Consider the following 19,800-nt stretch of genomic DNA (forward strand, 5'->3'; position numbering starts at 1 on the left):
GGCGGATGCCCAGCACGGGCTGTGATGTTCGGGTCATGGGGTACTCCTCGTGAAACGTGTACGTGCGGGAAGGTGCAGAAGGTGCATGGGTGTCGTGAGGTGCCATGGAGAAGATCTCTCCAGGTGGGGAGCGGTTCCCCGGTGCGGTGGAGTGCGTCGTCGCCGTCATGTCAGGGTCCACCTAGAGCTGAACGGTCGTTGCGCGTACGGTCCCGCTGCGATGGCGTTGGACGTTGGGGTCGGGGATCGGGATCGCCGCCAGGAGTGTGCGCGTGTAGTCGTGCCGGGGGTTGGTGAAGACCTCGTCGGTCGGGCCCTGCTCCACGAACTCACCGTGGTGCATCACGGCGACGCGGTCGGAGAGGTGGCGGATCACGGACAGGTCGTGGGCGATGAACAGCAGGGACAACCCCAGCCGTCGTTTCAGGTCGTGGAGGAGGTTGATGATCCCGGCCTGGACGGACACGTCGAGGGCGGAGACGGGTTCGTCGAGGACGATGATCTTGGGGTTGGTCGCCAGGGCCCGTGCCAGGCCGATCCGTTGGCGCTGGCCGCCCGAGAACTGGCCCGGGAACCGGTCGACGTGGTCGGGGTCGAGCCCGACGAGGCCCATGAGCTCAGCGACACGGTCGTCGGCGTCGCCGCTGAACCCCAGGGAGGTCAGCGGTTCGGTGATGATCTCCTTGACCGTCTGGCGGGGATCCAGTGAACTCACGGGGTCCTGGAAGACGATCTGGATGTCCTTGCGCGATGCCCGACGTTGCCGTGGGGTCATCTGCGCCACATCCGTGCCGGCCAGTGTGATGGTGGTGTCGTCGGCGGGGTCCAGGTCCATGATCTCCAGCAGGGTGGTGGTCTTCCCGGACCCGGACTCGCCGACGATGGCCAGGCACTCACCCGCGTGGAGGTCGAATGTGAGGTGTTTGACCGCCTCCACCGTCCCCACACGGCGCTTCACCAGCGCCCCCTTCGTCAGAGGGAAGGACTTGTGCAGGTTGGTGACCGCGAGGGTGAGTTCGCGTTCCTCGCGGGGAACCCCGGCGAAGATGTCGGGGCTCGGTTCCGGGGTGGGGAAGAGTGCTGCCCCGTCGAGCCGGGAGTCGGTGATCAGGGACGACCGGATGCAGGATGCCTGATGCCCGGGCGCGGCCTGGTCAACCTGCAGCAGGTGCGGTTCACCGCGGTGACAGGAGGCGGTGCTGACCGGGCAGCGTGCCTCGAAAGCGCAGGCCTCGGGTAGGTCGATGAGCGACGGGGGAGTGCCGGCGATGGGGACCAGCGGCCTGGTCGAGGGGCGGTCCACCCGGGGCGTACTGCCCAAGAGTCCGATGGTGTAGGGCATCCGAGGGGCGGCGAACAGTTCGTGGACCTCCGTGCGTTCGACCGGGCGTCCGGCGTACATCACCATCACCTCGTCGGCGGTGTCGGCGACGACACCCATGTCGTGGGTGATGAGCACCGTCGCGGCACCGGTCTCACGTTGTGCGACCCGCAGGACGTCGAGCACCTGCGCCTGCACTGTGACGTCGAGGGCGGTCGTCGGTTCGTCGGCGATCAGGACCCGTGGTCTGTTCGCGATGGCGATGGCGATGACCGCACGCTGGCGCATGCCGCCGGAGAACTCGTGGGGGAAGCTGTCGACGCGTTTGGCGGGGTCAGGGATGCCCACCAGGTCCAGGAGTTCGACGGCCTGCGCCCGGGCCGTCCTCCGGGGGACGTGCTGGTGTTGGCGGATCGCCTCGACGATCTGGTCGCCGACGGTGAACACCGGTGTCAGGGCGGTGAGCGGGTCCTGGAAGACCATGCCGATGCCGCATCCGCGGACCTTGCACATGTCCTTGTCGGTCTTGCCGATGAGTTCCTCCCCCTCGTAGGTCACGGACCCGGTGACCCTGGCGTGCCCGGGCAGCAGGCCCATGATCGCCAGAGAGGTGACCGACTTCCCGGACCCGGACTCGCCCACGATGGCCAGGGTGCGTCCGGGGTGCAGGTCGAGGTCCACCCCGCGCACGGCGCGGACCACACCTGCCTCGGAGGGGAAGGAGACGGTCAGGTCGCGAACGCGGAGTACGGGCTCGTCACCCGGTGCGTCGGTGGTGTTGGTGGTCATGCGTGTCCTCCTGCGGCGGAGTTGGGGTCGAGGGCGTCGCGAAGGCCGTCGGAGATGAAGGCGATGGACACCGTGAGCAGGGTCAGCGTCGCGGCGGGGAACCAGAACTGCCACGGTGCGGCAGTCAGTGAGCCGGCGCCGGTCTGCAGCAACGTGCCCAGGGAGACGTCGGGCAGTTTCACACCCAGCCCGAGGAAGGAGAGCCCGGTCTCGCTGGCGATCGTGGCCACCACCCCGAGCGTGAACTGGATGACCAGCAGAGAGCCGATGTTGGGGATCAGGTGCCGGACCACGATCCGAGGACGGCTGACCCCCATGTAGTGCGCGGCACGGACGTAGTCGTTCTCGCGGACGGACAGTGCCATCGACCAGATGACTCGGGCACTCATCATCCAGCCGAAGAGGATCAGCACGAGTGTGAGGACCTTCCAGTCGCCGCCGGAGTCGCCGACGATCAATGCGATGAACAGGAATGTCGGCACCGCCAGGAGCAGGTGGATCAGCTCGATGAGGATGCGTTCGGCCCGTCCTCCGTAGAGCGCCGCGCCCGTGCCGACGAGCGCGGCGATGACGGTGGTACCGGTGGCGACCAGGAGCGCGATCGTCAGGGAACGGCCGAGTCCGTGCACCGTCTGCGCGAACAGGTCGTTGCCGGCGTCGGTGGTGCCGAACCAGTGTTCAGGGGAGGGTCCGGTGGACAGGTTCATGAAGTCAGGGTCGTCGTAGTCCCAGGGCGTCAGCAGCGGGGCCAGCAGGGTGGTCAGGATCAGCAGGCCGAGTATGGCCACCCCGATGAGCGCCAGCCGGTTCCGGGCGAACCGGCGCAGGTAGAGCCGGAGTTTTCCGGTTCGCTGCGGTTCGGGAGTTCTGGTGTCCTCGTCGACGACGAGGCGAAGGTGCGGGGTGGCCATGTCAGTTCACTCTCACTCGGGGGTCGAGGGCGACGATGAGGATGTCGGAGAGCACGGCGCCGACCGCGGTCACGACCGCGCCGAAGGCTGCGACAGCGACCGCCCCGTTGACGTCGTTGTTGCTGATGGTGTCCACGGTGTACTGGCCCATGCCGTTCCAGCCGAAGATCTTCTCGGTCATCACCGCGCCCACGAACACCCCGGGGATGGAGAAGGCCACACTCGTGGCCACGGGAATCAGGGACGTGCGCAGGGCGTGCTTCCGGATCGCGGTCGACCGGGGCAGCCCCTTCGCACGTGCGGTACGGACGTAGTCGGCACTGAGGTTGTCCAGCAGCAGGCTGCGCTGGAGCATGTGGTAGCCGGCGTAGGTGATGATCACCAGGGACAGTGTGGGTAGTGCGAGATGCTGGAAGACGTCGACGACGGTGGGCAGGAGTCCGCTGACGTCCGGGGAACGGGCGCCGGTGACGTAGAAGACCCGGGTACCGAGCAACTCGTTGACACCACGGCCCAGGGCCACGACCGCGACGGAGACCACGACGATATGGAGATTGATCGTCACGATCGATATTCCCTGCCAGACCCGGTCTCCCGTCCGGTACTGCCGGGACGCGGTGTAGAGCCCGATGCCCACTCCGATGATGACCGACAGGACGGTGGCTCCGATCATCAGCTGTGCCGACGTCCACATCCGGTAACCGACCTGATCGTTGACGCTGTCGCCCAGCGGGGACGTTCCCCAGTCCCAGTGAAGGACGATGCCGGAGATCCAAGCCCACCACCTTTCCGGCATCGGCTGGGTGGGACTGAGGTCGAGCGGCACGAGAATGTCCTCGATCTGTCCGTCGCTCAATGGTGGGCGCCGTCCCATGAAATTCGAGCGTGGGTCGAGAAAGACGGCGGCGAGGAACCATGCGAGGTTCGTCGCGATGACGATCACGGCGAGCCACCTGGCGGCACTCCTCAGGATGTATCTGGTCATAGGCCTTCGGTGGGTTCTTTCCGTACGGTCCGGTGCGGAGGGGAGCTGAGTTCTCGTACGTCGGTCAGACGTCTGTGGTTTCCTTTCCTATTTTCTTGGGAAGGGATCTCCGGTCGGTTCCGTGATGATTAACTTCGAGTTTCCGATTTCAATGGGTTTTTATACGGGACGAAGTACTCTCATTTATTTGCGGAACGAAAATGGCAGGGAGGGGTGACCCGTGTGGTCCGGGGGAGCGGTCCGGTGCGACGAGCTGGGGCATAAGCGGAAGAGGGGGGCACCCGGTGGTGATAGTTATGGGTTGATCGACTAGCCTTACCTAACTGAACATCGATGTGTTTCTAGACGTTTCCAGGAAAGTGCAGACCCGTGAACCCTCTGTCGCCCGTTCTCCCGCCCCTGCGCAGCTCAGGGCGGTCGCTGCGCATCGCCTCCTCCGCCTCTCTCGTGGCCGTTGTCGCGGCTCGTCCGCTCGCCGTGGCGGCCCCGTCGGCACTCACGCCGGCGGCTGCGGCGCAGACCTCTGTAGCTCAGGAGGGGACCCAGGGTGACTCGCAGCCTGCGGCGGTGTCCCAGGGCTCGTTCTCCTGGGGGATCAAGCAGTCCTTCCGCAACTACCTCACCGGGCCGATCGCCGGCGGGCACTGGACGCTGGACGGTGTAGGTTTCTCCGGGACGTCCAACGGTGAGGACGGCAGTTTCGACTTCACCGTCGACCCGTCCTCGGCCGCCGTACAAGGTGATGACGCCGACCTGCCGCTGCAGGGCTCGGTGAGCCTGGTCGGCCACGGCGGGCTGATCAACGTGACCCTGTCCAACCTGGTCCTGCAGGTCCGCGGCGGACAGGCCCAGCTCATCGCCGACGGCCGCTACCTTGCTGCGGAGGCCGACGCGGTGGTCAGCATGGCCGGCGGCCCGCCGGCGTTCACCGCGTCGCCGGTGGCGACCTTCGCGCTGGACGAGACGTTGAGCCAGGCCAGCGGCGTCGAGGGCACCGCCACGCTGGCCGGCGACAGCTGGATCCACGAGAACCTCAACCAGGCGTTGCTCGGCAACTACGGGGAGGGCAAGAACGACGGCGACCGGTTCTCGCTGAACCTGTCCACCGTGCCCGCCGCGGGGACCAACACCGTCGGCGACTCGGTGACCGTGGCGCGCTCCGCGGGGCAGCCCGAGACCGCCGCGGCAGCCGCTACGGAGGCAGCTACAGCGACGGCCCCCGCCGCCCAGACCCAGGCCCAAGCACAGTCACAGACCCAGCCGTCCGGCGACACCGCCACGTGCGGTCAGGTCACCTCGGCATCGGCCGGGTGGGGTATCAAGCAGTCCTTCCGCAGTTACCTCAACGGCCCCATCGCGATGGGCGGCTGGGACCTCGACGGCGTCGGATTCTCCGGCGAGCCCCGCGGCACCGGCCAGTTCGACTTCACCGGTGATCCTGCATCGGCACAGCTCTCCGGGCAGGACGCCGACATCCCGTTGGCCGGCTCGATCCACATGAACGGCCACTTCGGCGCGCTCGACATCACGCTGTCGAATATGTCCGTCAAGGTCCGTGGCACCCGCGCCCAGTTCATCGCGGACTACCGCTCCAGCACGGTCAGCAGCTTCTCGCCGGGCGCGGCGGTCACCGGTGCGGACACCGGCAGCCAGGTCGCCATCGCCGAGTTCACCCTCGACCAGCCGATCGCCGCCACCGGTGCGGGGACCGTCAACCTGACGGGGCCCGGCTACATCACCGCCGAGGGCAACACCGCCTTCGGCGGCAACTACGGGGAGGGCAACAACGAGGCCGACCCGCTGAACGTCACCCTGCAGACCGACGGCTCCGACTGCGCCACCACCGGCCTCGGCGAGCTCGCCGCGGCGTCCCCGGCCACCGGCGGTACAGGTACCGGCACGGGCATGGGTGCCGCAGCGTCCGGCTCGGGCACCCCGGACCTGGCGCTCACCGCCGGTGCGGCGAGCACGGCAGGTGCCGCGGGCTCGGCGGACACCACCTGCGACGCGAAGGACGACACGGCGAACCGCGTCGTGGACGCCCGCATGGGCTGGGGTGTGCGCGAGTCCTTCCGCAGCTACATCAGCGGCAGCATCGCCAACGGTGGGTGGACCACCGGTGGCGAGACCGTCTACAGCGACGGCGCCTTCGTCTTCTCCGGCAACGAGGGCACCGTCTCCGTCGAGGACGACCAGGTCAACGACGGTGTGCTGTCCTTCGCCGGGTCGGTGAACTTCACCGGACACGACGGGGTGCTGGACACCACCGTGGCCAACCCGGAGATCCGCCTGTCCGGCTCCACCGGCACGTTGGTGGCCGACGTCACCTCCAACGACACCGACGGAAACCCGCACGACTACGGCCGGATCGAGGTCGGTTCGCTGGCGGTGTCGCAGGCCGGGGTCAGCGAGGGCATCCTCGACGGTAATGCGTCGGTGACGCTCACACAGGACGGTTCCTCGGCGATGGGCTCGTTCTACGAGGCGGGTTCGCAGATGGATCCGCTGACCTTCCGCGCCGCGCTGGCCGACGGCTGCGACGGCGACGCCGACGGCCTCGGCGACATGCCCGAGGACGAGGACGGTGTACCGGAGGGTGCGCAGGCCGACGACGGTGACGGTGAGGTCACCATCCGCGGCACCTCCGACGACGGGGACGATGACGATCAGAACGCGCTCGTGTCCTTCGTCACGACCCCGTCCTCGGCGATCCCCAGCGCGATCGCGTTGATCGCGGTGGCCGTCGCCGCCTGGTTCGGTGTGCGGCTGCGTCGCTCCGGTGAGTGACTGTCGGATGTCCACGGTGGCGGACTAGACTCGTGGACGTGTCTGAGCCAGTGACCGACCCGTCCTCTGCGCCCGCTTCGCCACCCGACGGAGGGGCGGACGTTCCGACGGCCGGTGGCCGCCGACGTCGCACCGGGTGGCGCTCCTTCCTGACCCCGGGGTGGGTGATCACCGCCGTGGTGGCGGTGGCCTTCGCCTACGTGGCCTTCACCGTCCTGGCTCCCTGGCAGCTGGGCAAGAACCGCGACACCAACGAGTTCAACGACCGGCTCAGTGCCGGCCTGGAACAGGACCCGGTGCCGGCGGCGGACGTGCTGCCCGCCGACGGGTCGAGTGCGGGGGAGGAGAGCGAGTGGACCCGCGTGGAGATGCAGGGGCGCTTCCTCGTCGACGACGAGGTGCTGCTGCGTAACCGGCCGGTCGACGGGCGCCCCGCCTACCACGCGCTGACCCCGTTCCGGATGGACGACGGGATGACGGTGCTGGTCAACCGCGGCTGGGACCGCCCGGTCGACGGCTCTGCCGCGCCGGACGTCCCGGCGGCCACCTCCACGCCGGTCACGGTGACCGGGTACGTGCGCATGTCGGAGGCCGTGCCGGGCACTGACCCGATGGCCGCCGACGGCCGCCTGCAGGTCTACGGCATGAGCACCGCGATGGTCGGGGACACCGTGGGTCTGGACCTGGCGGCCGACTACGTGCAGCTCGACGACGCCTCGGTGGCGACCGCCGACCCGTCGGGCACGATGTCGGCGCTGGACCTGCCGAACCTGGACTCCGGGCCCTACCTGTCCTACGGGCTGCAGTGGATCGCCTTCGGTGTGATGGTGCCGCTGGGTCTGGCCTACTTCGTGTGGGCGGAGATCCGGGAGCGGCGCCGTCGCCGCGCGGAGGTCGCCGCCGAGGTGGCAGCACAGGCAGGCGCCCAGACGGGCGCGCCGGAGGCTGCGGCATCGGCCGCACCGGCACCTGCGGCGCAGACGACGCCGGAGCGTCCTGCGTCGTCGAGCAGGGCGAGCAAGTTGGAGAACCGCTACGGGGGGAGCCGCACCCGTTTCTACGACAAGCGCAACGCCCGAGATCAGGAGCGCTTCTAGGGGTGGCGGGGAACCCGAGAATACTTTTTCGGTAGAACTTGTACGGTGTTCAAGTTAGGGTGTGTCCATGGACAACATCCTCACGACTGCACGTACCCGCGTCCTCGACGATGGCCGCGGGCTCGACTACGACGACCTCATCCGAATCCTCCAGCTCCCCGACGAGAGCATCCCCGACCTGCTCGCCCTGGCCCACGAGGTCCGGGTGAAGTGGTGCGGCGAAGAAGTGGAGATGGAGGGCATCGTCAGCCTGAAGACCGGCGGCTGCCCCGAGGACTGCCACTTCTGCTCCCAGTCCGGCCTCTTCGACTCCCCGGTGCGTTCCACCCGGCTCGACATCGCCGAACTCATCGAGCAGGCACGGCAGACCGCCAAGACCGGCGCCACCGAATTCTGCATCGTCGCCGCCGTGCGTGGCCCCGACGAGAACCTCATGAGCCAGCTGGAGGTCGCCGTCGAGGAGATCTACGCCAACGTCGACGGCATCGACGTCTCGGTGTCGGTGGGCATGCTGACGCAGAAGGACGTCGACCGGCTCAAGGCGGTCGGGGTGCACCGCTACAACCACAACCTGGAGACCGCCCGCAGCTACTTCCCGAAGGTGGTGACCACGCACACCTGGGAGGAACGGCGGGCGACGATGGACCTGATCAAGGACGCCGGCATCGAGGTGTGCTGCGGCGGCATCGTCGGCATGGGCGAGTCGATGGAGCAGCGCGCCGAGTTCGCCGTGCAGCTCGCCGAGCTCGACCCCGACGAGGTGCCGCTGAACTTCCTCGACCCGCGCCCCGGCACACCCTTCGCGGACATGCCGGTGATGGACGGTAAGGACGCACTGCGCGCCGTGGGCATGTTCCGCCTGGCGATGCCGGCGACCACCCTGCGTTTCGCCGGCGGACGCGAACTCACCCTCGGCGACCTGGGCGTGGAACAGGGCCTCACCGGCGGTATCAACGGCGTAATCGTCGGCAACTACCTCACCACCCTCGGCCGCCCGGCCGAGGAGGACATGGACATGGTGGGCCGCATGAACCTGCCGATCAAGGTGCTGAGCCGCAGTGTCTAGTGCAGAATCCGGTACGGAATCAGGTGCAGGCTCGCGGACCCGTTCGCGGCGTCGACGCGGCACCGGCCCCTTCGACCCCTACACCGGCGCGGACCTGGGGGAGGGGGAGTCGCTGGAGTACTCACCCTCGCAGAAGGCCGGTCTGGACGTCCCCCGGTACTGCGTGACCTGCGGGCGGCGCACCGTCGCCCAGGTCACCCCGCACGGGTGGACGGCCACCTGCTCGCGCCACGGCACGACCGACTCCGTGGACTTCGAGCTACGCTGAACTGCGCTGATCCCCCTCAGCCGCGGGCGTCGACCTGGGCACGCGCCCAGTCGACGACGCCGGGGATGGCCTCGGCGAGCTGGCGGGAGACCTCGGCGAAACCGTCACGGTCGCCGTAGTAGGGGTCCTCGACCTCCTTGTCACCGGCCGGTCCGAAGCTGCGGAACAGGGCGATACGGTCCTCGTCGACTCCCCGCTTGACCAGTGCCTTGCGGTGGGCGGCGGTCATGACCAGGAACAGGTCGGCGTCGCGGTGCTCGGGACCGAACTGGGCGGCGCGGTGACCGGAACCGTTGTAGCCGTCCTGCTTCAGCCGGGCGACGGCCCGCGGGTCGGCGGCCTCGCCGACGTGCCAGCCGTCGGTGCCGCAGGAGTTCAGCCGCACGTCGTCGTCCAGCCCGGCCTCCTCGAGTGCGCTGCGCACCATGATCTCACCCATCGGGGAGCGGCAGATGTTGCCGGTGCACACCACGCAGATGTGCGGCCGGTCGTCGGACCACTCGTCGACGAGGCGGCGCAGCTCGGAGGCGTCGGCCACCGAGTAGTCGGCCTTGCGGTGCTCGTCGCGGACACCGTAGCCCCAGTCGACCAGCACGCTGCGCACACCGTAGGCGCGCGCACCCTCCACGTCGTGGATGCGGTCGCCGATCATCAGCAGACCGCGGCGGTGGGCCGGGCCCCCCTCGGCGACGGGCGTGATCGGCCCGCCGGGGGCGCCGAGCTGCTCCAGGGCGTAGGCGACCACCGCGTCCTTGGCCCGCCGGCTGCCGTCGTCGGAGGCGGTGGCGATGACGTCGAAGTAGTCGTAGAGGTCGAAGTGCTTGAGCAGCCGCGTCGCCGAGCTCAACGACTTCGAGGTGGCCGTCGCCAGCGTGTAGCCCTGCGACTTCCACAGACGCAGCAGTTCGGCCACCCCGTCGAAGGGACGGGCCTCCAGCCAGCCGCCACCGTCGTAGTGCTCGCGGTAGCTGGCCACCGTCGCGTCGAGCTGCTCGCCCTCGAGTCCGAGGCCGCGCAGGCTGTCGACCATCGGGGGACCCGCGATCAGCTGCAGCAGATCCTCGCCGGGGGCGGGGACGTCGTTGTCCTCCAGGGCGCGCAGGAAGCTCGAGCGGATACCCGGATAGGAGTCGACGAGGGTCCCGTCGACGTCGACAAGTAGGGTCCTGTTCCTGGTGCCTGATGGCTCATGTGCGTCCGTCACGCAACCCAGGGTGCCAGAATCCCGGCGGCCCGGCCACGGCAGGGTCGCCAAAGTGCCGTGAGGGACAGGCAACTCGGGCGGTATCGTGGGCGGGGTGAACGGGACACAGAGTGAACAGAACCCAGCAGACACGACCGGCCCTGCCGACACCACGACAGCGACGGTGGCCTCGGTGGTGTCGGTGATCGAGGACGCCTACCCGCCGCAGCTCGCCGAGTCGTGGGACGCCTGCGGCCTGGTCTGCGGCGACCCGGCGGCCCCGGTGCACTCGGTCATGGTGGCCCTGGACTGCACCGACGAGGTGGTCGAGCAGGCTGTCACCGGTGGCGCCGACCTGCTGCTGGTGCACCACCCGCTGCTGATGCGCGGGGCGACCGGGGTGCCGGCCGATCACCCGAAGGGCAGGATCGTGCACCGGCTCATCCGCGCCGGGGTGGCCCTGTACTCCGCGCACACCAGCGCCGACTCGGCACGCCCCGGGGTCAACGACCGCCTCGCCGAGATCCTGGGCGTCAGCGCGGGAGCACCGTTGGCACCGTCGTCGGCCTCGGCGACGGCGGCGGTGCGCGCCGCCCGCGGCGAGACCATCGCTCCGGTGCTCGACAGCTGGGGCTTCACGGTGCCCGTGCAGCACGCGGAGGTCGTGAAGGAGGCGGTGTTCGCCTCAGGTGGTGGCACCGTAAGCGGTTACACGTGCTGCTCCCACGAGTTCGCGGTGACCGGGCAGTTCCTCCCCGGGGCGTCCGCCGACCCGCACACCGGCACACCCGGGCACCTGGAGCACGTCGAGGAGCTGCGCGTGGAGTTCGTCGCCGCCCGGTCGCGCCGCGCGGCGGTGCTGGGGGCCCTGCTGGCCGCGCACCCCTACGAGGAGCCGGCCTACGACGTCACCGAGCTCGCCGGGGTGCCCGCCGACCCGGCGACCGCCTTCGGCATCGGACGCGTCGGCGAGCTCGACACGGCGATGACGCTGCGCGAGTTCACCGAGCGGGTGGCGCAGCGTCTGCCCGCCACCGCCTGGGGCGTGCGCGCCGCCGGCGACCCGGACGCCGTGATCCGTCGTGTCGCCGTGTCCTCCGGGGCGGGCGACAGTTTCCTGGGTACGGTGGCGGGACTGGACGTCGACTGCTTCGTCACCTCCGACCTGCGCCACCACCCGGTGGACGAGCACCTGCGCGCCGGTGGCTGCACGGTCATCGACACCGCCCACTGGGCCAGCGAGTTCCCCTGGTGCGAGCAGGCCGCCGAGATCATCGCCGCCGCCGACCCGCGGGTCGACACGGCCGTGGTCGACGTCCGCACCGACCCGTGGACCCTCCACGCCCCGTCACCTTGTTCCGGAGGACAGCACCGTGCCTGACGCACCCGACGCACCGACCAGTTTCCGCCCCTCGTCCCCCTCGTCGCGACGCCCCGCCCACGTGGTCCTGTGGGACCTGGTCAACGTCGACGGCCGACGCAGCGCGCTCGCCGGCGAGGCCGGTGCGTCCGGTGCCTCCGGCGCAGAGGCGACGTCCGAGGAGATCGCCCGCCTGGAGAAGGACGTCGTCGCCGCGCGTCAGGCGAAGGCCGCCGCCGGGCGCGAGACACAGGACGCGACGCTGCGGTTGCAGCGCATGCAGCAGGACGCCGCGAAGTTGCGCGCCCGTCGCCGCGACGACGTCAACGCCCTGGGCGCGGCCGTCGACACCGAGGCGCGCCGGGACCTCAAGCACGACCTCGCCGTCGCCGAACGCCGCCTCGCTGAGGTGGAGGAGGCCATCGCCGCCGAAGGCACGTCCTCGCCGGGAGTGGACGCCGCGGGTGGCAACGACACAGAAGCTGCGCTCGACGCCGCCCTCGCCGCCCTGGAGGCAGCCCGCGAGGCCCACGCCTCCCGGCACCGCGAGATAACCGGGCAGCTGGAGTCGCTTCAGGAGCACTCCGACTCCCTGCGCGCCGAACTGGAGTCCGGCTCGCCGCAGCTGCTGCGCCGCTACGAACGAGGCGAGCGCGAGAACGGCGTCGGCGCGGCCGCCCTGGCCGGGTCGTCCTGCCGTGGCTGCTTCATGACCCTGGACCGGGCGTCGCTGGCGGAGATCCTCGCCGCGCCGAAGGACGACCCGGCGTCCTGCCCCGAGTGCGGGGTGATGCTCCTGCCGCAGGCCAGCGCCTACGAGGCAGAGGGCGACAGGGGCGCCACCTCGTGAGTGGCGCGCCGGGGTGGATGGGTGAGCGCGGCGCGCCGGTGCGGGTGCTGCTGCTGCGCCACGGGCAGACGGAAATGTCGGCGGCCGGGGTGTTCTCCGGACGCAGCGACCCGGACCTCACCGACCTCGGCGTCGAGCAGGCGCGGCGGGCGGCGTCCTTCCTGGCAGCACGTCAGGACGCCGGCCAGGGGATCGACCGGATCATCTCCTCACCGCTGGCCAGGACCAGGCAGACCGCCGCCGCGGCGGCGGACAGGCTGGGCCTGGAGGTGGAGGTCGACGACAACCTCATCGAGACCGACTTCGGCGAGTGGGAGGGCCTGACCTTCGACGAGGTGCACCGGCGCTGGCCGGACGAGCACGCCGCGTGGGTCGGCGACACCACCGTGCCCACCGTCGGCGGGGAGAGCATGGCCGCCGTGGAGCGGCGGTGCGGCGACCTGGTCCAGGGGCTGGCGGGAGCGCCGGAGCAGGGCCTGACGGGTGCCCGCACCGTCCTGCTGGTCAGCCACGTGTCGCCGATCAAGGCGATCCTGCGCCGGGCACTGCAGGTGCCGGCCACGATGTACTCCACCCTGCACCTGGACCTGGCGGGGCTGTCGAACGTGGAGTTCTACCCCGACCATTCGGTGGTCCGCGGGGTCAACGACACCCACCACCTGCTTTAACCGGCACTGACCGGCACTGAATGGGGAGGCACCGGCAGGTGCTAGAGTTATCCGGGTCGAGAGGGCCGGGTGATCGCGGCGCCGGGGACCGCGTCCGCACGTGTGCGGGCGTGGGCCCGGTGTCGAGGAAAGTCCGGACTCCTCAGAGCACGGTGGTTGTTAACAGCAACCCGGGGTGACCCGCGGGCTAGTGCCACAGAAAACAGACCGCCTCGACCGTCCCCGGCCAGTTCCGGGGTCGGGCCGGGGTAAGGGTGAAACGGTGCGGTAAGAGCGCACCAGTGCGCCGGGTGACCGGCGTAGCTAGGTAAACCCCACCGGGAGCAAGGTCAAGTGGCCGCGACCGTTTTTTACGGTGCGGCCGTGCCCCGTCGACTGCTCGTCGGTGAAGGGGCAGGTAGACCGCTTGAGGCAGCCGGTGACGGCTGACCCAGATGGATGATCGCCGCCGCACATGCCCGGGCCCGCGTGCCCGGGGCGGGACAGAATCCGGCTCACAGGCCCTCTCGACGCAAAACTTCTTCTCGTGTTCACCGGCGCCCGGCCGCGATCGTTAGAATGATTCACCGTGAATGACGGCACCGCAGGACAGCGCGACGACACGGCACCGGACGCAGCGCAGGCCTCAGAGCAGGCCTCAGAGCAGGCCTCAGCGCAGGAGCGTAGGCGTCCGGCGTTGGCGCGCGTGCTGTTCCCGGGCGGTGAGGAGCCGGACCCGCGGTTCACCCTGGCCAATGAACGGACGTTCCTGGCGTGGATGCGTACCGCGCTGGCGTTCATCGCCGGTGGTGTGGCGCTGGAGGCGTTGCCCGTCGACGACCTGCCCGCTCACCTGCGTTCGGCCGGTGCGCTGGTGGCCATCGCCATCGGCATCCTGTTGGCGGGTGGGGCGGCGGTGCGATGGCTGCGCGTGGAGCGGGCGATGCGTGAGGACCGGCCGTTGCCGGCACCGGCGATCGTGCCGGCCCTGTCGGTGGGCGCGGTGCTCGCCGCGGTGGTGGTCACGGTCATGGTGTTCTCGTGAGCCTGCCGACGGACCCGGGGTTGCAGCCGGAGCGCACGAGCATGTCCTGGGGCAGGACCTCGTTGGCCTACCTGGTGGCCGCGGCGGTGATGCTGCGCTGGGCGCCGCACTACGGTGCGGTGGTCGTGGCGGTCTCCGGCGGGTTGATGCTGGTGGCGGGGGTGATCTACGCGACGCAGCGGCGTCGCTACGACCGCTACCGGCGCGCGGTGGCAGGTGCGCAGGACGCGGCGCCGGGGGTCTCGTCCGGCGCGGTGGTGGCACTGACGGCCGGCACGGTGGTGCTGGGGCTGGCGGGCATGGTGTTCGTGCTGGCCGACGCGCGTGGTGCGTTCGGTGGTTAGACGCGGTTAGACTCGAACGGTATGAGCGACAACGAGTGGTACTTCGACACCTCCAGTGGTGAGGTGACCCAGGGCAAGACCTCGGGCTGGGGCAACCGCATGGGCCCGTACACCTCGAAGCAGGAGGCAGAGCAGGCCCTGGAGACGGCGCGGGCGCGCACGAAGGCGGCCGACGACTGGGACGAGGACGACTAGCGTCCGTCTGGCGTCCCGATGCTCACACAGCGTGCTCCAGCGTGAGCAGCGTGGTCTTGGCCTCCAGGCCGCCGAGGTAGCCGCCGAGACCCCCGTCGGAGCGAAGCACCCGGTGGCAGGGCACCACGACCGGCAGCGGGTTGGTCGCGCAGGCGGTACCCACGGCGCGGACCGCCTTCGGGTTGCCGACCAGTTCGGCGACCTCCTTGTAGGTCTGCGTGTGCCCGTAGCCGATGTGCGGCAGGTGGCGCTGCACCTGCTGCCGGAATCCCGAGGACATGGCGTAGTCCAGGGGCACGTCGAAGGCGTGCCTGCCGCCGGTGAAGTACTCGTCCAGCTCGGTGGCTACGGTGTCCAGGCGCCGCGGCGCTTCCAACACCCGCGGGCTGACCTTCGTCGCCAGGGACTCCAGCACCGTGTCGAAGCCCTCGCGTTCGAAGGCGACGCGCACCAGGCCCGTGGCGGTCGCGGCCACCAGCAACGTGCCCACCGGGGAGTCGACCGTGCGGTAGGCGACGTCCACCAGGTCGTGTTCGGCGGCCTTCGCCGCAAGGCTCGCGCGCAGCCCGTCCAACCCGTCCAACGTGGCAGGGTCGACGGGGAAGAGGTCGGAGAGTTCGTCGGTCATCGCGACCGTCCTTTCGTGTGCGCCTCGGCGCGGTAGGTCCTGCGCAGACTCCTGATGCCGTCGGACGCGGCGCGTCGCACCGCCTCCGGGGTCCCGCCGATGATCCCGGCGGTCTCGGTGTGCGGCAGTCCGCCGAGGTAGTGGTAGGCGATCGCGAGGCGCTGGCGCTCCGGGAGCGCCGTCACCGCGGCCCACACCCCGTGTCCGTCCTGGCCGGCGGAGTCCTCGGGATTGCCCAGTGCGGAAGCCTGTTCGGGCAGGTCGTCGCTGGGGACGGCGTGCCGGGCACGGGCCCGGGTGACGTCCACGGCCTTGCGGTGGGCGACGCGCACCAGCCACGCCTCCACGTTCGTGTCGTCGGCCAGCTCGGGCCAGGAGCGTAGTGCGGCCAGGAAGGACTCGGACCACGCGTCGTCGGCGTCCGGGCCGGGGCCGAGTACGGCGCGGCAGACCCGCAGCACGGTGGCTCCGTGCCGTCTCACGGCCTCATCGAATGGTTGCTGCATCGTCACACAGGGTAGACGCGCCGGCGACCGGGAACGTGAGGTCCGTTTCTAGAAGCAGTGCTCCTCGGCCGGGAAGGTGCCCTCGGCGACCTCGCGCTTGTAGGACGCCGCGGCGTTCGTGAGGTCCTCACCGACCTGCGCCCACTGCTTGGCGAACTTCGGCCGGTGGCCGTCGGCGGGGTGTGCGGCGATGTCGTGCCACACCAGCACCTGGGCGTCCGTCCCCGGGCCGGCGCCGATGCCGACGGTGGGGATGTCGACGGCCTCGGTCGCCCGCGCGGCGACGTCCGCCGGCACCATCTCCAGCACCACGAAGTCCGCGCCGGCCTCGGCCACGGCGCGCACGTCGTCGAGCAGCTGGTCCGCGGCGTCCCCACGGCCCTGGACCTTGAATCCCGACAGGGCGTTGACCGACTGCGGGGTGAAGCCGATGTGCGCGCACACCGGGATACCCGCGGCGACCAGCGCGCGGATCCGCGGGGCGATGCGCACCCCGCCTTCGATCTTGACCATCGCCGCGCCGGAACGTCGCATCATCTCCGCGGCCGAGCGCACCGCCTGCTCGTCGGAGGCCTCGTAGGTGCCGAACGGGAGGTCGGCGACGACCAGGGCGTTGCCCGCACCGCGCACCACGGCGGCGGCGATGTAGATCATCTCGTCGAGACTGATCTGCTGGGTCTGGGAGTAGCCGAACACCACGTTGGCGGCGGAGTCGCCGACCAGCAGGCACTCGATCCCGCCGGCGGACAACGCCCGCGCACTGGAGTAGTCGTAGGCCGTGAGCATGGCCCATTTCTCGCCCGAGTCCTTGCGCTTGCGCAGGTCGCCGATGCGGACCTGACGGGTGGGTGCGAGGTATCCGGTGGTCTCGTTCTTGTCAGCCATGTCACGATATTGTGCCACGTCAGGCAGGCAGGTGTTAACGATGTGTAACAACCCGTGCAACCGGCCGGAAAAAAGGGGCTGACCGCCGGGGCGGGCGTTACGATGGGGGCCATGAGTCGCCAACAGGAATACGTCCTCCGCACGCTCGAGGAACGGGACATCCGCTTCGTCCGTCTGTGGTTCACGGACATTCAGGGGTACCTGAAGTCCGTCGCCGTCGCTCCCGCGGAGCTCGAGGGCGCATTCGCCGAGGGCATCGGGTTCGACGGGTCCTCGATCGAGGGGTTCTCGCGTGTGGTCGAGTCCGACACGATCGCCAAGCCGGACCCGTCGACGTTCCAGATCCTGCCCCTGGACACTGCCGGCGGCGACAACCAGGTGCTCACCGCGCGCATGTTCTGCGACATCGCCATGCCGGACGGTGAGCCGAGCTGGGCGGACCCGCGTCAGGTGCTGCGCCGCCAGCTCAACCGCGCCGCGGACGAGGGCTTCTCCTGCTACGTGCACCCGGAGATAGAGTTCTTCCTGCTCAAGAACCAGGACGGTCCGGACGGGCGTCCGCGGCCCGCCGACACCGGCGGCTACTTCGACCAGGCCGTCACCGACGCCGCTCCGCTGTTCCGGCAGGACGCGATCTCCGCGTTGGAGTCGATGGGCATCTCCGTGGAGTTCTCCCACCACGAGGCCGGCCCCGGCCAACAGGAGATCGACCTGCGTTTCGCCGACGCCCTGTCGATGGCCGACAACGTGATGAGCTTCCGCTACATGGTCAAGCAGGTCGCCTCACGTAACGACGTGCGCGCCACGTTCATGCCGAAGCCCTTCCACGAGTACCCCGGTTCGGCGATGCACACGCACATGTCCCTGTTCGAGGGCGAGAACAACGCCTTCCACGACCCGGACGACCAGTTCTACCTCTCGGGCACGGCGAAGTCCTTCATCGCCGGCATCCTGGAGCACGCCCCGGAGATCTCCGCGGTGACCAACCAGTGGGTCAACTCCTACAAGCGTCTGACCAGTGGCGCGGAGGCCCCGACCGCGGCGACGTGGGGTGCGTCCAACCGGTCGGCGATGATCCGCGTGCCGATGTACACGGTGCACAAGCCGTCCTCGCGTCGCGTGGAGATCCGCACGCCGGACTCCGGCGCGAACCCGTACCTGACCTACGCCGTGCTGCTGGCCGCCGGGCTGAAGGGCATCCGGGAAGGCTACGAGCTGCACCCGCCGGTCGAGGAGGACGTGGCGGGCATGACCCGTCGCGAGCGCATGGCGATGGGCTACAAGGACCTGCCCACCGACCTGGACCTGGCCCTGCGCGAGATGGAGAAGTCCGAGCTCGTGGCGGACGCCCTGGGCGAGCACGTCTTCGAGTACTTCCTGCGCAACAAGTGGGAGGAGTGGAAGTCCTACCAGTCCCAGGTGACTCCGTGGGAGCTGGCGCACAACCTGGAGTTCTGACAACCTCTCACGAGAAACCCCCTCTGACCTGCTGATTCTCTGGTCTGCCGGGGGAGGGGAGGTGCCGATTGGCACTTTATTGGCACTTTATTCCTTGCGGTCCCACCGGTTCTGCATGAGTTCTGCAATGTCCACCGTCTCGCTTCCATCGTAATGGATGCCCCCCACATCGGAAGGGGAGTGGCCCAGCGCTCTGTCGCGCTCGTAGCGGCCGCGCGTCGAGTCGTGGCCGATCCATGTTCCGGACGTGTGGCGGAGCACGTGGGGAGTGACCCGCAGCCCCGGCAGAGGCTTTGGCTTCTGCCCGGGGGGAGCGTAGCCGTAGACATCTTGCAGCCCTTGCTGCACTGCCGAGCGGTTGAGATGAGTTTCCCCCGCCGCGGTAGGCCATACCCACCTCGTAAGGCCCGCGAGATCCCCAAGAGTTTCCCGCTGCTCTAGCAGCGCCTCCACTGCAAAGGGCGCGAGGGTGACCGATCGCGTCACGGGAAGGTCGTCTCCCTCCACGCGAGACGCGCCCGCCGCCCGGCGCGTCCTGGTCTTTGCGCCCCGGATTCCGATGACCACCGGGCCGTCGTCGTCCAGCCCTGAGATGTCCTCCCAGCGCATCCTCATCACCTCCGAGATACGCGCACCGGTGGCAAGCATGACGAGTAGGAGGGGGCCGAGCCAGGGTTTCCGTGTCCCTCGATTTCCGCCGTCCCGGAGCTCCTCGAACCGCGCAAGGAGTGCGCGTAGCTCGGCGGGGGTTACGACGGTCACCGAATCGGGTCTGGAGGGGGCAGCGGTCTTGGTTGCTGGGACGGGGGAGGTTGCGGTGATGCCACGGGAGCTACCCCAGCGCCAAGCCCCGCTCAAGATCGCCCTGATCGTTCGCCAGGTGCCGTCCCCGACCGACACGGCCACGTCATCGAGTAGCGCCGTTGTGCATTCCCCGACCGAGATCTCCCCGAGCCGTGGGCGGATGTGCTTACGCTGTACTGACCGGTACTGCATGAGGGTGTGGGCTGCCCGTTCCCCCTCCAGCGAGGCGATGTAGGCCTCAGCCAGTGCCGCCACGGACGAGCTGTCCGAGAGGACCTCCCGGCGCCCGCCTCCGGCGCGGCGGGTGGCCTCCTCCCGCGCCGCCTCGGTGGCCGCCGCCCGGGCCGCCGAGGCGCTGCGTTCATACCGGCGGATCCGTGCTCTCGACCCGTCGAGTCGGCGCACGGTTACGCGCCCCTCCCACCGCCTCGGGCCGACTCGCGCGGCCGTGACCGCTCCCCAGGACCCTGGAGCCGTTTTTGGCCTGCCCCTTTTTTCAGGGGCTGAGACCCCATCTCCGACTACCACATTGGTCATTGCAGCTTCACCCTATTCTCAGCGATTTTGGTAGGTCCATCAGCGGATATCCACCAGGATAGCGGAGTTATAGGATCGGCACAATATCCAGGAGGGACCCAACCTCCGAATGTCACTGTGGTACTCGGACGCAG

The 19,800-nt window shown here is 69.4% G+C and carries 19 protein-coding genes and 1 other RNA gene; 12 read left to right on the forward strand and 8 right to left on the reverse strand.

The features are described 5' to 3' along the window. Positions 1 to 181: 181 nt before the first annotated feature. From ACT3UN_RS11180 to ACT3UN_RS11190, 3 genes are read right to left on the reverse strand one after another with little or no spacing between them, the layout of a single operon-like run. Positions 182 to 2,110 (reverse strand): dipeptide ABC transporter ATP-binding protein, encoded by a 1,929-nt coding sequence (locus ACT3UN_RS11180; protein WP_444657096.1) that lies wholly within the window; start codon positions 2,108 to 2,110, stop codon positions 182 to 184. Beyond that, complete coding sequence (locus tag ACT3UN_RS11185; RefSeq protein ID WP_301443764.1) at positions 2,107 to 3,021, reverse strand: ABC transporter permease; 915 nt, start codon at positions 3,019 to 3,021, stop codon at positions 2,107 to 2,109. Before ACT3UN_RS11185 ends, ACT3UN_RS11180 begins: the two co-directional genes overlap by 4 nt. A gap of 1 nt (position 3,022) precedes the next feature. Beyond that, positions 3,023 to 4,006, reverse strand: coding sequence for an ABC transporter permease (locus ACT3UN_RS11190; protein ID WP_441579706.1), 984 nt, complete (start codon positions 4,004 to 4,006; stop codon positions 3,023 to 3,025). A gap of 369 nt (positions 4,007 to 4,375) precedes the next feature. Here ACT3UN_RS11190 and ACT3UN_RS11195 point away from each other — a divergent pair, with 369 nt between their 5' ends. From ACT3UN_RS11195 to bsaP, 4 genes are all read left to right on the forward strand, one after another. After that, positions 4,376 to 6,793 carry an HtaA domain-containing protein gene (locus ACT3UN_RS11195; protein WP_444647520.1) on the forward strand — a complete coding sequence of 806 codons (2,418 nt, stop codon included), beginning with the start codon at positions 4,376 to 4,378 and terminating at the stop codon, positions 6,791 to 6,793. Between the two features lie 38 nt (positions 6,794 to 6,831). Beyond that, positions 6,832 to 7,890 (forward strand): SURF1 family cytochrome oxidase biogenesis protein, encoded by a 1,059-nt coding sequence (locus ACT3UN_RS11200; protein WP_301443826.1) that lies wholly within the window; start codon positions 6,832 to 6,834, stop codon positions 7,888 to 7,890. Between the two features lie 67 nt (positions 7,891 to 7,957). Further along, the gene (bioB, locus tag ACT3UN_RS11205) at positions 7,958 to 8,956 is read left to right on the forward strand and encodes a biotin synthase BioB (RefSeq protein WP_301443965.1); all 999 of its coding nucleotides are present in this window, start codon (positions 7,958 to 7,960) and stop codon (positions 8,954 to 8,956) included. Beyond that, the gene (gene bsaP / locus ACT3UN_RS11210) at positions 8,949 to 9,224 is read left to right on the forward strand and encodes a biotin synthase auxiliary protein BsaP (RefSeq protein ID WP_301443964.1); all 276 of its coding nucleotides are present in this window, start codon (positions 8,949 to 8,951) and stop codon (positions 9,222 to 9,224) included. Before bioB ends, bsaP begins: the two co-directional genes overlap by 8 nt. A 16-nt stretch (positions 9,225 to 9,240) precedes the next feature. Here the strand turns inward: bsaP and ACT3UN_RS11215 are convergent, their stop codons facing one another. Then, on the reverse strand, positions 9,241 to 10,428 hold the full coding sequence (locus ACT3UN_RS11215; RefSeq protein WP_441579746.1) for an arsenate reductase/protein-tyrosine-phosphatase family protein: 1,188 nt from the start codon (positions 10,426 to 10,428) through the stop codon (positions 9,241 to 9,243). A gap of 94 nt (positions 10,429 to 10,522) precedes the next feature. Here ACT3UN_RS11215 and ACT3UN_RS11220 point away from each other — a divergent pair, with 94 nt between their 5' ends. The 7 genes from ACT3UN_RS11220 to ACT3UN_RS11250 all read left to right on the forward strand — a co-directional run bounded on the left by ACT3UN_RS11220 (position 10,523) and on the right by ACT3UN_RS11250 (position 14,848). Beyond that, a complete protein-coding gene (locus tag ACT3UN_RS11220; protein WP_441579747.1) occupies positions 10,523 to 11,788 on the forward strand; it encodes a Nif3-like dinuclear metal center hexameric protein in 1,266 nt (421 codons plus the stop codon). Continuing rightward, complete coding sequence (locus ACT3UN_RS11225; RefSeq protein WP_441579748.1) at positions 11,781 to 12,617, forward strand: C4-type zinc ribbon domain-containing protein; 837 nt, start codon at positions 11,781 to 11,783, stop codon at positions 12,615 to 12,617. Before ACT3UN_RS11220 ends, ACT3UN_RS11225 begins: the two co-directional genes overlap by 8 nt. Next, positions 12,614 to 13,285 carry a histidine phosphatase family protein gene (locus ACT3UN_RS11230; RefSeq protein WP_301443385.1) on the forward strand — a complete coding sequence of 224 codons (672 nt, stop codon included), beginning with the start codon at positions 12,614 to 12,616 and terminating at the stop codon, positions 13,283 to 13,285. Before ACT3UN_RS11225 ends, ACT3UN_RS11230 begins: the two co-directional genes overlap by 4 nt. Before the next feature lie 57 nt (positions 13,286 to 13,342). Further along, positions 13,343 to 13,798: RNase P RNA component class A (gene rnpB, locus ACT3UN_RS11235), an RNA gene on the forward strand. 163 nt (positions 13,799 to 13,961) lie between these two features. Then, positions 13,962 to 14,309, forward strand: coding sequence for a YidH family protein (locus ACT3UN_RS11240; protein ID WP_301443392.1), 348 nt, complete (start codon positions 13,962 to 13,964; stop codon positions 14,307 to 14,309). Further along, on the forward strand, positions 14,306 to 14,653 hold the full coding sequence (locus ACT3UN_RS11245) for a DUF202 domain-containing protein (RefSeq protein WP_301443386.1): 348 nt from the start codon (positions 14,306 to 14,308) through the stop codon (positions 14,651 to 14,653). Before ACT3UN_RS11240 ends, ACT3UN_RS11245 begins: the two co-directional genes overlap by 4 nt. 21 nt (positions 14,654 to 14,674) lie before the next feature. After that, the gene (locus tag ACT3UN_RS11250; RefSeq protein ID WP_301443387.1) at positions 14,675 to 14,848 is read left to right on the forward strand and encodes an SPOR domain-containing protein; all 174 of its coding nucleotides are present in this window, start codon (positions 14,675 to 14,677) and stop codon (positions 14,846 to 14,848) included. Between the two features lie 22 nt (positions 14,849 to 14,870). Here ACT3UN_RS11250 and ACT3UN_RS11255 read toward each other — a convergent pair whose 3' ends face one another. Genes ACT3UN_RS11255 through panB form a run of 3 tightly spaced genes read right to left on the reverse strand, consistent with a single transcriptional unit; the run spans position 14,871 to position 16,867 of the window. Beyond that, positions 14,871 to 15,476, reverse strand: a complete 606-nt coding sequence (locus ACT3UN_RS11255) for a methylated-DNA--[protein]-cysteine S-methyltransferase (RefSeq protein ID WP_301443388.1) — start codon at positions 15,474 to 15,476, stop codon at positions 14,871 to 14,873. After that, entirely contained in the window at positions 15,473 to 15,982 is a 510-nt protein-coding gene (locus tag ACT3UN_RS11260; protein ID WP_301443389.1) for an RNA polymerase sigma factor, read from the reverse strand. Before ACT3UN_RS11260 ends, ACT3UN_RS11255 begins: the two co-directional genes overlap by 4 nt. A 48-nt stretch (positions 15,983 to 16,030) precedes the next feature. Beyond that, entirely contained in the window at positions 16,031 to 16,867 is an 837-nt protein-coding gene (gene panB, locus ACT3UN_RS11265; protein ID WP_301443390.1) for a 3-methyl-2-oxobutanoate hydroxymethyltransferase, read from the reverse strand. A 111-nt stretch (positions 16,868 to 16,978) separates the two neighbouring features. Between panB and glnA the strand changes: the two genes are divergently transcribed. After that, a complete protein-coding gene (glnA, locus tag ACT3UN_RS11270; RefSeq protein WP_301443391.1) occupies positions 16,979 to 18,325 on the forward strand; it encodes a type I glutamate--ammonia ligase in 1,347 nt (448 codons plus the stop codon). Between the two features lie 87 nt (positions 18,326 to 18,412). Here glnA and ACT3UN_RS11275 read toward each other — a convergent pair whose 3' ends face one another. After that, on the reverse strand, positions 18,413 to 19,534 hold the full coding sequence (locus ACT3UN_RS11275) for a tyrosine-type recombinase/integrase (protein ID WP_444657097.1): 1,122 nt from the start codon (positions 19,532 to 19,534) through the stop codon (positions 18,413 to 18,415). Positions 19,535 to 19,800: the final 266 nt, after the last annotated feature.

It is taken from the genome of Corynebacterium sp. AOP12-C2-36 (assembly GCF_052379185.1).
In the GTDB taxonomy this organism is placed as follows: domain Bacteria; phylum Actinomycetota; class Actinomycetes; order Mycobacteriales; family Mycobacteriaceae; genus Corynebacterium.

Excerpts from the sequence above, each read along its gene's own strand:
- ACT3UN_RS11180 (WP_444657096.1), bottom strand. The coding sequence starts at position 2,110 with ATGACCACCAACACCACCGACGCACCGGGTGACGAGCCCGTACTCCGC.
- ACT3UN_RS11185 (WP_301443764.1), bottom strand. The coding sequence starts at position 3,021 with ATGGCCACCCCGCACCTTCGCCTCGTCGTCGACGAGGACACCAGAACT.
- ACT3UN_RS11190 (WP_441579706.1), bottom strand. The coding sequence starts at position 4,006 with ATGACCAGATACATCCTGAGGAGTGCCGCCAGGTGGCTCGCCGTGATC.
- bioB (WP_301443965.1), top strand. The coding sequence starts at position 7,958 with ATGGACAACATCCTCACGACTGCACGTACCCGCGTCCTCGACGATGGC.
- ACT3UN_RS11250 (WP_301443387.1), top strand. The coding sequence starts at position 14,675 with ATGAGCGACAACGAGTGGTACTTCGACACCTCCAGTGGTGAGGTGACC.
- ACT3UN_RS11255 (WP_301443388.1), bottom strand. The coding sequence starts at position 15,476 with ATGACCGACGAACTCTCCGACCTCTTCCCCGTCGACCCTGCCACGTTG.
- ACT3UN_RS11260 (WP_301443389.1), bottom strand. The coding sequence starts at position 15,982 with ATGCAGCAACCATTCGATGAGGCCGTGAGACGGCACGGAGCCACCGTG.
- panB (WP_301443390.1), bottom strand. The coding sequence starts at position 16,867 with ATGGCTGACAAGAACGAGACCACCGGATACCTCGCACCCACCCGTCAG.
- glnA (WP_301443391.1), top strand. The coding sequence starts at position 16,979 with ATGAGTCGCCAACAGGAATACGTCCTCCGCACGCTCGAGGAACGGGAC.